The organism is Corynebacterium mendelii, assembly GCF_017307055.1.
GTDB lineage: Bacteria > Actinomycetota > Actinomycetes > Mycobacteriales > Mycobacteriaceae > Corynebacterium > Corynebacterium mendelii.
The window spans coordinates 133,692-148,820 of the sequence record NZ_JAFLEQ010000016.1; the positions used below are offsets into that span (position 1 = coordinate 133,692).

The window sequence follows — 15,129 nt, forward strand, 5'->3', positions numbered from 1 at the left end:
ATTCTGATAAATCGCCGTCTCAGACCGGTCAGATAGACCCAGCATCTGACCTTCCGGAAGACGGCCGAAAGGAACAATAGTGTCAACCAAATTCAAGAAGATTCGCTCAGAACTCTTCAACTCCCTACGCCCAGCCAATCCCGGGAAAATCCACAGTCTGCTTACCTATCTTGAATTCCGAGGCAACGACTTCACGCAAGAAGACGTCGAAGCATTTATCACTGATAGTCCAGAAGGAAGTCTCGATCATGTGATGTCTTTTGTGGTGGCCGTCTGCGAGCAGCCGGCATCGGCGCTTGACCCGAAAACAGAGACCACCGAAGAGACCGATGAACGGCTTGAGTGGGTCATTGACACGTTGGGTCTGTCGAAAGTCGGGGACGAAATCAGGCGGCGGATGCCGAAACCTGTGCCGACCGTGATCATCGGAAACGAGTTTCGGGATTGGTACACGCCCGAGCGGGAAGCCCGCAACCCGCACTACTGGGACAGCTACAGAAGTGTGCTGGAACGCAAAGGCTGGGGAATCCAATCGATCAAGACTGTCGAAAACCAGGCACGGCAGGTACTCAAACGGATTGAAGACCCCACTGCCGAGCACTACCTGTCCCACCGTGGTCTGGTAGTCGGTTACGTGCAGTCCGGGAAAACCGCGAACTTTACTGCTGTTGCAGCCAAAGCCATTGATGCCGGCTACCGCATGGTGATTGTGCTGGCAGGTACTCTGACAAATCTTCGGGAACAAACCCAGCGGCGACTCGACAAAGAACTCATTGGCCGGGAAGCGATCCTCAACGGCATTGATGAAGCAAACATGTCGAAGCGCCAGCGCTCACGGGAAACCTACTTTGACAACGATGAAGAGTGGGAGCGCACCGAAGACGAGTCTGGCGATATTTTCGTCAGCCATGGGCCGTCCTGGGGAACCCCGGGTTTTCCGGAGATCAAAAGGATCACCAGCTCCAAACACGACTACGGGGCACCGAATTCCCACAACAGCGAACTGGTGTTTAACGTCAATCACGGCGATGCTGCGGTACACGACCCGAAAAACCTCGACGAGATGCCCTGCATGTTTGCAGTGGTTAAAAAACAGGCCGATGTTCTGGCAAAGCTGCAGGAAGCACTCAGTGCAAAAGGCAACAAGGATCCCCGGTTCAAGGATCTGCCAGTCCTGATCATCGACGACGAGGCCGATCTGGCATCGATCAACACGAAGAAAAACGATCTGTCCGTCGCCCCGGAAGACAAAGACCGCACCAGAATCAATGAACTGATCACCGGCATTCTCAAAACCATGCCGCGTGCCCAATACGTCGGCTACACTGCCACCCCGTTTGCCAATGTGTTCATTGATCCGGATGATCCGGGTGATCTTTATCCCCGCAACTTTGTCCTCATGCTGGACAAGCCGGACGGCTACCGGGGGGCGGAATGGTTCCATGACCGGCTGAACTTCACCGATGACGACGAAGAACCCACTATCGACAATTGTCGCAGTGAAGCGTTTATCCGCTACCTGGCTGAGGAACTGGTGGTTGATGAAGAAAACACCAGTGAAGCACAGCTGCAGGCCGAAAAAGAAGCCTTTTTCGAAGAACACCGCTGCGAACTGCAGCGGGCATTGGACATGTTCGTACTCACCGGTGCGGTGAAAAAATACCGGGAAGAAAAAGACCCGGAGCTTTCCTTCAAACACCACACCATGCTGGTTCATGAGGGAGTCGACACCCACCTGCACGATGAAACCACCCGGATTCTGCGCGAGCTGTGGACTACCAGGGGATATGGTGCGGGTCTGCCGATTCCACAGATGCAGGAGCTGTTCGAGAAAGACGTCTTGCCGGTGATGAAAGCCGGCGACGGTAGCTGGAGTGAAGATTGGCCGGTTCCGGAAAGCTGGCAGGAATTGCAGCCTTACATCATCAAGGCTTACGAGGAGATCACCACTGACACAAGTGAATCAGGGGGATCGCCGATCCTGCAGATCAACACCGGCGACAACTCCGACGAGATGCCGAACTTCGAGTCCGGTAAAGTATGGAAGGTTCTGGTCGGCGGTGCGAAGCTATCTCGTGGTTACACCGTTGAAGGATTAACCGTCAGCTACTTTCGGCGGCGCACCGTGTCAGCCGACACACTCATGCAGACCGGCCGTTGGTTCGGTTTCCGCAAGGGCTACCAGGATCTGGTTCGCCTGTATGCCCCGGAGACTCTGGTTGACGCGTTCGAAGCTGCCATGGTCGATGAGGAAACGTTCCGCTACAACGCCCGTGTGTATGCCGGATTCGGTGAAGGAGCCCTCACCCCGGCCGACCTGCCGCCGCTGGTCCAGCAGTCGCTGCCCTGGCTGGCGCCCACCGCAAGGGAAAAGCGCTTCAATGTCTATCCCGTATCAGCCGCCTGTGGCCCGGAAACAAAGGAATTCAACGGTATTCCGGCCCGCTCCAACCGGCAGGCTTTGGCGGACAACTTCACCGGTGTTGCGCAGCCGTTGCTTCAAACACTGTCGGCAGATATAGCGAAATTGGCGTTCTTCCGTGAAGAGGGAGCCAAAAACGGCAAGTTGAGGTATTCTACCGGACAAATCCAGGCGCACTGCGGGCTGATGTCTTCCAGCGACTTCGTTGATCTGCTGGGAAAAATGCAGTGGACCACTGAAGGAAGCTTCAAAGAAAATGTGGTCAACCCACGGCTGGAATACCTGCGCAATCTTCTAGGCCGTGGCTCACACGCCAACCCCGATGCTTCGGACTTCAGTGAAATCGTGGTGCTGCTGCCGCATCTGAAGAACAATCCGAAGATGATCGATGTTCCGGGGGTCGACTTCAAAGTGCCGCTGGTCCAGCGCAGTCGCCGTGTGGGCCGTGCCGATATTACCGGTGGTGACCGGAAACTCATGTATGTCGCCCAGAACATCGCGGCCGGCAACGACTGCCGTGAACTCGGGTCCGAGGACGCTGAAAAAATGGGGATCACACTGCCGCAGTACTCCGACGAACCGGAACCGTTCCCCATGACGCCGGAACGCATGAACAACAGGGGTGCGGTCATTGTGACACTGTTCGATGACCGTGACCCGGAGATACTCAAGCAGATGAAGGATTCCGGGACCTGGACTGTTCCGGATTTCACGGCAGGTGAGGTGGGACTGGCACTGGCAGTCAACTCGCCACTGGAACCGATCAAGGGTTTTGAGGATGTCATTGAGCTGCGGGTGATAAAACGCAACGCCGACAACACCTATGACGCGACCATCGATGTCAGGGATGTGCCGGCCAACGTGTGACATCAGCGGATGCTCCGGTCCACCGGCCGCCCCATGCTTGCAACGGGTGGGCTGATGGTCTTGGTCCTGATCCCGTCGTGGACGACACAAAGCCCCGGTGTGCGGCAGTGGCCGCACACCGGGGCTTTGCGCCGCAGGGGAAGAGTTGGAAGACACGACCTGCGGTGAGAAAGAACGGTTGACGAAGGTAAGAAGACCGGCTGTCACCGGGCCAATGGATCATTGGCGGTGGTAGACGGGTGGGCGCCTGTTTTTGATCAGTCGCGGGGAAGAATGGCGAAGGCACGAGCCGGGAAACCGGTGCCGTTTTTCGGCTTGGCCCAGGTGGCAACAATCAGTGCACCGGTGGCCGGAACCTGGTCGAGATTGGCCAGCAGCTCAATTTGCCAGCGGTCCTGCTGAAGAAGATAGAGCTCGGTGGGAAGCTGCCCCTGGCTGACGGTTTTACCCAGATCGGTGTCGGTTGTCTCATGGCCGATCGCGGTGATGGAACGGTTGTCCAACAGCCATTTGACGACGTCAACATTCCAGGCCGGGTAGTGGAAGACACCTTCCGAATCGGCGTTGAACACTGCCTCCGGATTCGGCCAGCGTTTGGACCAGTCGGTGCGCAAAGCCACAAAAGAGCCCTCGGGAATGGTGCCGTGTTCTTTCTCCCAGGCCTCAATATCGGCAATGGTGGGGGTGAAGTCGGCGTCCTGTTCGGCCTGGGTGTGGAAGTCCAGCACCACCAGCGGCAGCACCATTTCGTTGACGGGAAGCTCGTCTAAGTACCGGGCGTTGTTGACGAAGTGGATCGGCGGATCAACGTGGGTTCCCCACTGGCCGACAAACGAATAGCGGTCCACGGTGAAACCGTGCTCGTCGACAGTGAACAGACGCTCCCGCTCTTCGTCGGGAAGCATGTGGAATTTCGGCTGTCCGGCGTCAAAGGAGTGGGTGAGGTCAACGTAGGTGTGGTTGTCCCGGAGTTCGCGGGCCAGATCCCAGAGTTTGTGTGAAGACATGATAGACAACCTAGTCTATTAAAAGCTGCTCGGGCAAGTTCCATTTGTTAAAACGGCCGTTTAGACAGGTGAAAAAAACAAACAGCTTGGTCTATCACGTCGGCTGGTTGGCGTTTTGCCGGTGGTGCGGGACAAAAACTCACACAGCAGGAAAACGACACGTGGTGGGGTCGGGTGTGGCATCATCCCGGTGGCAGGGGTCCCATTTTTTTCAACTGCAGACAGCATGAAGGGGCCGGTGGCGGCAGGTGGTGTCCCGGCGGCGTGGTGCTGGTTGCCTGTGTGCTGTGTCTTCGGGGCGGATGTCTGCTACAGGCGCGGTAGACGGCAGTTTTTCTCGTCGGCCAGTGACCGGTGTACGGCGGCGTGGGCGTGGATGCGGGTGGTGTTGTAGACCGGCAGCGGAGAGGTCGCCTCGTTGACCAGGAGGCCGACTTCGGTGCATCCCAACACGACTGCTTGCGCGCCGCGCTGTTTCATTGACTCGATGACTTTCCGGTAGTTTTCCCGGGACTCGTCGTTGATGACGCCGTGGCGCAGCTCGTTGAAAATCACCGAGTTGACCATGTTGATCGAACTTGATTCCGGAAGGATGACCTCCAGGCCCATCTCTTCCAGCAGGCCGGTGTAGAAGTCCTGGCACATGGTGTATCGGGTGCCCAAAAGACCGATGGTGGTCACCCCGTTGGCGATCAGGCAGTGGGCGGTGGCTTCCCCGATGTGGACCAGGGGCACGCTGATGCGGTCGACCACGGCATGGGCGACTTTGTGCATGGTGTTGCTGCAGATCAGCATCATCTCCGCGCCGGCGGCTTGCGCCTGCTCGCCGGTCCGGGCCAGAATCTCTCCTGCGGTGATCCAGTCACTGGTGGCCTGCAGGCGCTCAAGGTCGTGGTAATCAATGCTGACCACCACGATTTTCGCCGAGTGCAGGCCACCGAGAGCCTCCGCGGTCATCTCGTTGATCAGCCGGTAGTAGGCGGCGGTTGATTCCCAACTCATGCCACCGATCAGCCCGATGGTTTTCACGTTGATCACACACTCCTAGACAAGACGGGTGCATTCATACCGCCGGTGCTTGTGCCGACGGTTTGACTGCGCCGGCACAGTTGGGGCGGAAACCAGTGCCGATAACTCCCTTAATTTTGCCAGATTGAGTTTGCGTAATCGAATAATTACAGGCTGCATCAAAAGGCGGGGTTACCCCCGTGGGGTCCCTGCCCGGTGGGCTGGGGCCACTGCCGTCCGGCCGCCCCGACAGCTGGAACAATGATGTTCCCCGCCCAGGGCGTGCCGGTGGTGCGGGTCAGTCGTCGGCGACCATCGGTTCCAGGTGGAATTCGGGGTGTTCTTTGGTGATGAACTGCAGCCGCCACTTGTCGCCGAACAGGGCGACAAGTTCTCCGTCGGTGCGGGTGAAGACCTCCACACCACGCTGCTTGGCCAATGCCGGCACAGTTGCGGCATCGGTTTTCCTGGCCACGGTGTAGGGCACCGGGTCAGTGACGGTTTCGACGTTGTATTCGTTGTCCATCCGCGCCTGCATGACCTCAAACTGCATCGGGCCGACAGCCGCCATGACCGGGGCCGCGTCACCGCGGGCATCGTTTTTGAGTACCTGCACCACGCCTTCGGAATCGAGCTGCTCGAGGGCTTTGCGGAACTGCTTGTATTTGCCCAGCGATTTTGCCCGCAGGGTGCGGAAATGCTCCGGGGCGAACTGCGGCATCGGCGGGAACTGCACTTTTCTTCCCGCATAGATGGTGTCACCCGGAGCCAGGGATCCGGCGTTGACCAGGCCCACAATATCGCCGGGATAGGCGGTTTCGACTGTTTCACGGGTCCGGCCGAACACAGTCAGGGCGTATTTGGTGGAAAAGCTTCTGCCCGACTGGGCGTGGGTGACCTGCATGCCGCGGTGGAATTCTCCGGAGACAATGCGCATGAAGGCCAGTGAGTCACGGTGGTTTTTGTCCATGCCGGCCTGCACCTTGAACACCACACCGGAAAATTCGCCGTCGACATCCCGGTGATCGTCGATGGCCGAGGAAGCGGCCTCAACGACTTTCGGATCAGACGAGCGCGGGCCGGGGGAGGGGGCCAGGGCGCACAGGGTGTCAAGAATCTGGTGCACACCGAAGTTCAGCATCGCGGAGGCGAAAATCACCGGGGAGGTGGTGCAGCTGAGAAACAGTTCCTCGTCGTGGATGGCCCCGTCCATGGCCAGCAGTTCGGCTTCCTCACAGGCGGTCTCCCAGGCGGTGTCTTCCTTTTCCAGGGCCTCATCCGGGGTGTAGTGCTCCTCGGGGGCGATGGTGGAACCACCGGCTGTCCGGATGAAGTGGATGTATTCCTCGACTTCACCGTCCGTGTTCAACCGGGCCAGGCCCCGGAAGTCACCTGCTTCACCCACCGGCCAGAACAAAGGGGTGGGCTGCAGGCCGATTTCGGCGACAATCTCGTCGATCAACTCCAGCGGTGGTTTACCGGGCCGGTCCCACTTGTTGACCACCGTGACAATCGGCAGCCCGCGGGCTTTGCACACCCTGAACAGTTTCAGTGTCTGCGGCTCCAGGCCCTTCGCGCCGTCGATGAGCATCACTGCCGCATCAACAGCGGTGAGCACCCGGTAGGTGTCCTCGGAGAAATCCGCGTGGCCGGGGGTATCAACCAGGTTGATCACATACGGCTCACCGGCATGGCCCTCCGGGGAATACTCGAATTGCAGGGCAGAGGATGCAATGGAGATACCGCGGTCTTTTTCCATCTCCATCCAGTCCGACACCGTGGATTTACGGCCTGCTTTACCGTGCACGGCACCCGCCTCAGAGATCACATGGGCGTGCAGCGCCAGGGCTTCCGTCAGTGTTGACTTGCCGGCGTCAGGGTGGGCGATCACCGCGAAAGTACGGCGGCGCGAAGCCTGGTGGGCGGGTGAGGTGGACGCAGATTCAGACATGGCAACCCGGGGTAGGTGGAAAAACTTCTATCAGGGCCGGGGAAACCGGACAGGCACGGCATGTACCTGATCAGTTGTTCCTTTTTCCGGCAGTGGTGTCGGCGGGAACCCGCCTGCCGCAACAGCGGTGTCGGCACGGCGGGCGGACACCGGTAACAGGCAAAGCGTAGTTGACAGGGCTGTGGTGGTGCGAGTCCGGGCCGGTCGCGCAGTCGGTGGTGTGCTGTTTTACCCGGGAAGTGCCGCGAGCACCCGGACCGGGAAACCGGTGGCGCCGGCCGGGACAGGGAAACCAATCGATGCCACGGCTCCGGTGGCCGGAACCTGATCCAGATTGGTCATCATCTCCACCAGGGGGATACCTGCTTCGGCGGCCCGGGTGTGGGCGGGATATCCGGCCCGGTCACAGGAGAGATACGCCGGATCAGTGGCCGGGGATTCATGACCCAGCACCGCGATGCGTCTTTTATTGGCCAAATATTCCACCGCCCGGGCGCTGATACCCGGAAAATGGTGGACACCTTGTGTGTCGGTTCCCAGATAGGCCCGCGGATCCTCCCAGCGGGCCGACCAGTTGCTGGCCACCGCCACGAATGATCCTTCCGGAATGGGGCCGTGGAGGGCCTCGTGGGCGGTGATATCGGCGGTGTCTGCCAGATAATCCGGGTTATCGGCCACCTTGGGTGAGACATCGATGACAGTGAGCGGAAGAAACAGTTTTTCCGGTGCGATATCGGCCAGGGTCGTTCCACCACTGATCCGGTGGCCGGGGGCGTCGATATGGGTGGACCACTGGCTGATGAAGCTGAACCGGTCGATGTGGAAGCCGTCGCTGTCAACCGTGGCATACGTCTCGGTCACCTGGTCCGGATCCCCGGGATAGCGGGACTGCCCGGGGCGGAACACATGCGGCAGCTCCACCCACCGGCAGGCCCCCAACATGCGGGCCACCGGCCACAGTCCGTGAGAAAACGGGGTGCTGGAATCCATGCCACGTATCATTGCATCCCGGTGGCGGGTCTGCAGGTTCACTCCGCCGGATGCCCACGGCGGCCCCCACACCCTATAGGGTGTATTTCCGTGGGCAAGAAAAAGATCGCGAAGGCACGCCAGAAACTGGCCAAAGGCAAGGTCAAGAAAAAATGCTGCCGCTCCAAGCCGCGTTGCATTACCTGTCCTGTGGTGGTCAAACGGCTGGAAAAAGCCTCCGCAATGGATTTGCCGGATAAAAAATTCGCCCTCGTTTTGGACGATGCCCGCCGCAAATAGTGCTGTCGGGTGGCGCTTGGGGGGGGCTAGTCGGCGTGCACCTGGTTTTGGGCGATTGCCAGCCCCTGGGTGATCAACAGTTCCACGGCATCGGATATGTCGGCGGTGACGATACCCAGTTGCCTGCCCTGGTCGCCGGTGAAAGGTTTGAGTACCCAGTCCGCCGGTGCCATCCGCCCGGGCGGCCTGCCAATCCCGCAGCGCACCCGGAGATAATCCCTGGTCCCCAGGGCTTTGGTGATGTCCTTCAACCCGTTGTGGCCGTTGTCCCCGCCGCCTTTTTTCAACCGGATGACACCAAAGTCCAGATCCAGTTCATCGTGGATGACAATCACATTGCCGGCCGGGATTTTGAAGAAACGGCAAAGGGAGCTGACCGGCCCGCCGGAGAGATTCATGTAGGTCTGCGGTTTGGCGACAATGACTTTCCGGTTGCCGACCCTGATGTCACAGGTGAGAGCCTGGGCGCGTTTGTCCAGCGCGAAGTGCCCGGGCATGGGGGCGGCGGCGCCCGCCAGTTCATCGGCGGCAAGAAAACCGATGTTGTGCCGCGTTGTCTCGTAGCGGGGGCCGGGATTGCCCAGGCCCGCAACCAGGATGGGGGAGGTGTCGTCGAAACTCACAAATCCCGATTGTGGCACACCTGCCTGACAGGCACACAAGGCGCAAGCGTTGAGCCTTGTCGGCGCCGGCTTCCCCGGCCCCCGACACCGCCGGGGTGACCTGTGAAAAAACATCTTCCTGGGCGTTTGAAAAAATGCAGTCGCCTGGCCTGGGGGAGAGAAGAAAAAACCGCCGCAGTCTTTTCCCTGTCCACCCCGGTAGCCGAAGGGGGCGGGCAGGAAACGATGACTGCGGCGGGAGGGCACAGGGCATCACTTCCGGCTGGGAAGCCGGGCGTGGCTGTGGCCTGGCGTTACCGGGCTAATTGTTGGCTTTTACCTCATCAACCAGCTTGTCGAGGATTTTCTGCAGTTCCTCGCGGGGCTTTTTCACCGTGACAGCCGAATGGCCGGTGTCTTCGGCCACCGCCACCTGGACCTCCGGGTCGTACCAGATTTCGGTGATCCGGTTGATTGCCTCATTGTCGGCTTCCTCCGGGCGGGTGACCCAGACATTGATGTACGGCTCAGAGGAAGCATCCTTGGGATCGTCGGCCGTCAGCGCGGTCGTGGGGTCAATACCCGCGCGCTGCAGGAAGTTCTGGTTGATCACCGCCGGGGTGCCGTTGTCCCACACAATGGCGGTCTGGGTGGCGTCCACGTCGTTGATGGCCACCTTCGAGTTGGCTTCATCAATATCCGACGGCGTGGGGGAGAGGGCGTTTTTGGCGTTGTCCTTCAACGTGATCAGACCGGCTTTTTCCAGCACCTTGATCGCCCGGCCACCGTTGGTGGGGTCATTGGGGATGGCCACCGTCTGGCCTTCGATACCGTCGAGGGAATCATGTCCCTTCCAGTACAGCGGCAGCGGGAAGACCTCGGTGGAGGCGATCGGCACCAGGGTGTCTTTGGTGTTGGCCTGGTTTTGCGCCAGGAAAATCAGGTGCTGGTAGCGGTTGACATCGATCTGTCCTTCGGCCAGGGCCTTGTTGGGGGTCACGTAATCGGTGTAGGGAACCAGCTCGACATTGATGTTTTCGGCTTTGGCTTTCTCGATGAGGATCGGCCACTGTTTCTTGCCGGCATCGGTCACCCCCAGCTTGATGGTGGTAATTCCGTTCTCATCCGGTTGTGGACCGGTGTCCCCGGAACCGTCGGAAGATGAGCAGCCGACACACAGGGCGGCGGCGGTGGTGACCGAGACAAGTGTTGCGGAGAGTTTTTTCAGCATCAGGAAATCCTTGTGGGTGGTTGTGTGGGGGTATGGATAAACGGTGGGCTAAGCCGGGAAAACCGACTAATAGACCAAGATGTCTATGTGCTGAAGGAATCTACACATTATCCGGGAGAAAATGCAACATGCGCAGGTAGAAGCACTATTTACGGAGCTGTGAACCGTGATTGAGGCCCCTGTTGTGAACCGCTCGGTATGGTTTTTCTGTTCGGTGTCTGTTCTGGATGGCGGCAGTATGGGCGATATGTTGCGTCATGGTGGCCCTGTGGCCGCCGGCGGGGGAGAAGCAACGAAAAACCCCGCCCCAGCAGCAGCTGGGACGGGGGGCAGGGGCGGGTCGGAGGACCCGGAAAAAGAGTTGTTACTCTTCGTCGCTGTTGTCGCTGTCGCCTTCGGATTCCTCGGAAGCGGCGGCGTCGTCCTCGCCTTCCTCGCCCTCGGAATCGGTTTCGGGCAGGTCTTCTTCTTCCGGCTCGACGACGTTGATGATCAGGATTTCCGGATCGTCGATGAGGGTGACGCCTTCCGGCAGTTCCACATCGCCGGCCTGGACCTGCTGGCCGATTTCCATGCCGTCGACATCGATGATGAGCTCTTCCGGAATGGACAGCACGTCAGCCTCAATGAGGATGGTGTCGGCGTCCTGCATGAGCATCGCGCCGGCGGCGATTTCGCCTTCGTAGGTGACCGGCACGGAGACCTCGACCTTTTCGCCGCGTTTGATGGCGAACAGGTCGGCGTGGTCGATGTGGAAGGTCAGCACATTCTGGTCCAGGTGCTTCATCAGGGCCAGCTGCTTTTCGCCCTCGATATCGACTTCCACCACGGCGTTGGTGCCGTGGTTGCGCACGATGGCGGTAAATTCCAGCCGGTCCACCAGGCAGTGGATGGGCTCGATGTGCGGTCCGTAGATGACCACGGGGATCAGGCCGTCGCGGCGGGCGCGGCGGGCGGCGCCTTTGCCGAATTCGTTGCGGGGCTTGGCGTCAAGGGCGATAGCCTTGTTCTTCACGACTGAACGTGCCATGGGAATACTCCTGAGGTGGTGGGATAATAAAAAAGGTCAATCGGGCTGTGTCCGGGGCGACAAGGAGTGGGGGAATAAAAAAATTCCCGCTCCAACCCGGCCATCTCGTCGAGTCTTCGCAGGTTTTTCCGGTCGTGGGGATCATCACCGGTCCGCTTAAAAAGCGGGGGGAGAAGGTGGGGTGATCGGCACAATGAAAAAGACGGGGATAAAAATTCCCGTCCCTGGCAAAGGTGATCGCGTCGATAACGGCAACTCCCCGATCATTCGGGGCGCCCTCGCCGAGACTGGCGAAAGTATAGTTGCCCAGTCCACCGGCAGGCAAATCCTCTTTGCGGTGGGGCGGTGACAGCGGTGAGGGGATGCCGCGGGCGGAAGGATGCGGCGCAGGGGTGAAAAAGCAGTCGGGCCGGCAGCCGGTGGATCAACCGGCTGCCGGCCCGTGGAAGATCAGGTCGGCAGATCACCGGGCGCCGGGCCCGTCACCGCGACCATGCCGGGAGACAGTGCGTGTGCGCGGCATGGCCGGGGTGCGTGTGCTAGGCCTGGCCCTCGAACAGTGTTGTCACCGATCCGTTTTCGAAGATTTCGTGGATCGTTTTGGCCAGCAGCGGGGCGATCGACAGCACCTTCAGATTGTCCCAGCCGTCGGTGGACTGCGGCAGGGTGTCGGTGGTGATCACTTCCCGGGCGCCGCACTGGGACAGCCGTTCGCGGGCAGGTCCGGAGAACACGCCGTGGGTGGTGGCGATGATTACGTCACCGGCACCTGCTTCACGCAGCACACCGACCGCACCGGAGATTGTTCCACCGGTGTCGATCATGTCGTCGAGCAGCACACAGGTACGGCCGTCAACATCGCCGACCACCCTGTTGGAGGTCACCTGGTTGGCGACATCCACACTGCGGGTCTTGTGCACGAAAGCCATCGGGGCGCCGCCGAGGGTGTTGGCCCATTTTTCGGCGACTTTGACCCGCCCGGCGTCCGGGGAGACGACGCAGATATTGTCCAGGCTGTAGTTGGCTTTGATGTAGTCGGTCAAAATCGGCATGGCGTGCATGTGATCGACCGGGCCGTCGAAAAAGCCCTGAATCTGGTCGGTGTGCAGGTCGACGGAGACAATCCGGTCCGCCCCGGCGGCTTTGAGCAGATCGGCAACCAGGCGGGCGGAAATCGGTTCACGGCCGCGGTGTTTTTTGTCCTGCCGGGCATAGGGGTAGAAGGGCAGGATCGCGGTGATCCTCTTCGCCGAGCCGCGTTTGAGGGCGTCGATCATGATCAGCTGTTCCATCAGCCACTTGTTCAGCGGCTGCGGGTGGGCCTGGAGCACGAACGCGTCGGAGCCGCGGACTGACTCCTCGAAACGGACGAAGATTTCGCCGTTGGCGAAGTCACGGGCTGTGGTGGGGGTGATCTCAATGCCGAGTTCCCTGGCGACTGCGTCGGCCAGATCCGGGTGTGCCCGGCCGGTGAACAGCATGAGATTTTTCTGGTTGTCGATCCAATGGGCGGTCATGGTGGTTGTTTTCGCTCGCTCCTGGAAAAAAAGGGGGGATGAATCGGGGTTTTCCGCGCTTTCGGCAGGTGATGCCCACGGTGCGGGAAACAGCAGGATATTTACTTGTCGCTGTCGGTGCCGGGCGTGGCGCTGCCGGTGCGGGCACGGGCGGCCGCGTCGGCTGCCGGGGTGCCGGGGCGTTTGTTTTCCACCCAGCCTTCGATGATGCGCTGTTTGGCCGATGAGACTGTCAGTGCTCCGGCCGGAACATCATCCTTGATCACTGTACCTGCACCGGAATACACGCCATCACCGACGGTGACGGGCGCAATGAACATTGTGTCACTGCCGGTGCGCACGTGGGAGCCGATGGTGGTGTGGTGTTTGTTGACTCCGTCATAGTTGACGAACACGCTAGAGGCCCCGATATTGGATTCCTCGCCGATGGTGGCATCGCCCACATAGGTCAAATGCGGCACTTTCGAACCGCGGCCGATGACGGCTTTTTTCGTCTCCACGAAGCCGCCGAGTTTGCCGTTGTCACCCAGTTGAGTTCCCGGACGGATGTAGGTGAACGGTCCCACATCAGCGTGGGCGCCGATAACGGAATCAAACCCGTGGGTGCGCACCACACTGGCGCCTTCACCCACCGTCATGTTCTCCAGCATGGTGTCGGGGCCTATGACACAGCCGGTGGCGATGCTGGTTGATCCCTTCAGCTGGCAGTTCGGCTCGAGGAGCACGTCATTGGCGATCTCGACGTCACAGTCGATGAACACACTGTCCGGGTCGGTCATGGTCACGCCGTTTTTCATGTGCATCTCGCGCAGCCGCCGGTTGAACTGCCGGTTGGCCTCGGCCAGCTGCACCCGGTCGTTGACCCCGGCCACCAGTGCCGGATCGGCCAGCCGGTGGGCGCGCACGATCCGGTCACTGGCCCGGGCGATACCGATGACGTCGGTGAGATAAAACTCGCCCTGGGCGTTGTTGGTGTCCAGCTGGCCGACCGCGTCAGCCAACAGCGCCGCATCGAAGGCGTAGACCCCGGAGTTGATTTCCCGGATGGTTCTGGTCTCCTCGTCGGCGTCTTTTTCCTCCACGATGCGGGTGACTTCCCCGTCGGCGGTGCGCACGATACGGCCGTAGCCGTGCGGATCATCAACCATGGTGGTCAAAACCGTCACCCCGGCCCGCGGTTTGGCGGAATGCTCGGCCAGCAGGGCTGCGAGCACCTCGGCGCCCAGCAGCGGAACATCAGAGGTGGTCACCACAATGGTGCCGGTGAAATCGGCCAGTGCCGCCGACTGCAGGGCGCAGGCCACCGCATCACCGGTGCCGTTTTGCTGTTTTTGCACCACCGTGTCGATGGAGCCGACCCCGTAGTCTTTGTCCATACGGGGTTTCAGCTCGTCCAGGGCCGCATCGACTAGGTCTTTGCCGTGTCCGGTGACCACCACAACATGATCCGGGCGGATACCGCAGGCGGCATGCACCGCGTGCCCGAGCATGCTCCGGCCGGCCACGGTGTGCAGCATCTTCGGGGTGGCGGATTTCATCCTGGTGCCGGCACCGGCGGCCAACACTACGACAGCAACATCGGGATGGGGGGTAAGCGGCATGGCAGATCAAGGACTCTTTTCTGGTTTGTGTTCGACCGCGCACCGTGCGGCCGGCACCGGTCGCACGACCCCGGGAGGGAAAAACACAAAGGTGAAAAAAGACGGCAACACCATCGTCTTTTTCCAGCCCGCGGTCCACGCGGCGGGGGTCAGGTATCAGGGGACTGTCACAGGTGTGTGACATACGGGGCACGGCACCACGGTGTGTGCCGCAGGGCCAACCGTACCCGACCAGACGGTGTGCCACGGCACAGTGATCCATCCCGTACACCCTGCAGGCTGTGCCGGTGATCATCCCGGACACCGGAAAAACAGCACCACCCCGCCTGGTGGCGCGGCGGGGAAACGGGTGAAAACACGCTGCGGAACACGTCGTTGGCGGTGGCCGGAAAAACAGCGGTGACAAGGCAAAAAGACATAAAAAAAGCTTCCCCGCCAGGACTCGAACCTGGAAAGCTGGTACCAAAAACCAGAGTGTTGCCGATTACACCACGGGGAATCACCGCACGTGCGGTCTGGCCGGTTGATCACCGGTGAACTCCGTGCGGCGCAGATTATTCTAGCCTACCGGCCCGGGCGGTACGCCAATCGTCACTGCCCGCCGCTTACCCCAGGAAGGTGTGG

General features: G+C 60.2%; 11 protein-coding genes and 1 tRNA gene. 2 read left to right on the plus strand and 10 right to left on the minus strand.

The features are described from left to right. The first annotated feature begins 79 nt into the window (after positions 1 to 79). Complete coding sequence (locus JZY06_RS12585) at positions 80 to 3,289, plus strand: Z1 domain-containing protein (protein WP_207279226.1); 3,210 nt, start codon at positions 80 to 82, stop codon at positions 3,287 to 3,289. A 257-nt stretch (positions 3,290 to 3,546) separates the two neighbouring features. On the opposite strand, the gene JZY06_RS09040 is transcribed toward JZY06_RS12585, so the two are convergent. From JZY06_RS09040 to JZY06_RS09055, 4 genes are all read right to left on the minus strand, one after another. Continuing rightward, positions 3,547 to 4,296: a cyclase family protein gene (locus JZY06_RS09040; protein WP_207279227.1), complete on the minus strand. Its 750-nt coding sequence runs from the start codon at positions 4,294 to 4,296 to the stop codon at positions 3,547 to 3,549. A gap of 309 nt (positions 4,297 to 4,605) precedes the next feature. Continuing rightward, on the minus strand, positions 4,606 to 5,334 hold the full coding sequence (locus tag JZY06_RS09045) for an aspartate/glutamate racemase family protein (protein WP_207279228.1): 729 nt from the start codon (positions 5,332 to 5,334) through the stop codon (positions 4,606 to 4,608). A gap of 268 nt (positions 5,335 to 5,602) precedes the next feature. After that, the gene (locus tag JZY06_RS09050) at positions 5,603 to 7,255 is read right to left on the minus strand and encodes a peptide chain release factor 3 (protein WP_207279229.1); all 1,653 of its coding nucleotides are present in this window, start codon (positions 7,253 to 7,255) and stop codon (positions 5,603 to 5,605) included. A gap of 228 nt (positions 7,256 to 7,483) precedes the next feature. Then, positions 7,484 to 8,245, minus strand: a complete 762-nt coding sequence (locus JZY06_RS09055) for a cyclase family protein (RefSeq protein WP_207279230.1) — start codon at positions 8,243 to 8,245, stop codon at positions 7,484 to 7,486. A 90-nt stretch (positions 8,246 to 8,335) separates the two neighbouring features. Here JZY06_RS09055 and JZY06_RS09060 point away from each other — a divergent pair, with 90 nt between their 5' ends. Then, the gene (locus JZY06_RS09060) at positions 8,336 to 8,524 is read left to right on the plus strand and encodes a hypothetical protein (protein WP_207279231.1); all 189 of its coding nucleotides are present in this window, start codon (positions 8,336 to 8,338) and stop codon (positions 8,522 to 8,524) included. A gap of 26 nt (positions 8,525 to 8,550) precedes the next feature. Here JZY06_RS09060 and pth read toward each other — a convergent pair whose 3' ends face one another. From pth to JZY06_RS09090, 6 genes are all read right to left on the minus strand, one after another. After that, the gene (gene pth, locus JZY06_RS09065) at positions 8,551 to 9,147 is read right to left on the minus strand and encodes an aminoacyl-tRNA hydrolase (protein ID WP_330617235.1); all 597 of its coding nucleotides are present in this window, start codon (positions 9,145 to 9,147) and stop codon (positions 8,551 to 8,553) included. Between the two features lie 301 nt (positions 9,148 to 9,448). Next, a complete protein-coding gene (locus JZY06_RS09070) occupies positions 9,449 to 10,357 on the minus strand; it encodes a MetQ/NlpA family ABC transporter substrate-binding protein (protein WP_242516881.1) in 909 nt (302 codons plus the stop codon). Positions 10,358 to 10,721: 364 nt separating this feature from the next. Further along, positions 10,722 to 11,387, minus strand: coding sequence for a 50S ribosomal protein L25/general stress protein Ctc (locus tag JZY06_RS09075; RefSeq protein WP_207279233.1), 666 nt, complete (start codon positions 11,385 to 11,387; stop codon positions 10,722 to 10,724). A gap of 539 nt (positions 11,388 to 11,926) precedes the next feature. Beyond that, entirely contained in the window at positions 11,927 to 12,904 is a 978-nt protein-coding gene (locus tag JZY06_RS09080) for a ribose-phosphate diphosphokinase (protein ID WP_207279234.1), read from the minus strand. A 101-nt stretch (positions 12,905 to 13,005) separates the two neighbouring features. After that, positions 13,006 to 14,505 (minus strand): bifunctional UDP-N-acetylglucosamine diphosphorylase/glucosamine-1-phosphate N-acetyltransferase GlmU, encoded by a 1,500-nt coding sequence (gene glmU / locus JZY06_RS09085; RefSeq protein ID WP_207279235.1) that lies wholly within the window; start codon positions 14,503 to 14,505, stop codon positions 13,006 to 13,008. Between the two features lie 427 nt (positions 14,506 to 14,932). Then, positions 14,933 to 15,004 (minus strand) — tRNA-Gln (locus JZY06_RS09090). Between the last annotated feature and the right edge of the window lie 125 nt (positions 15,005 to 15,129).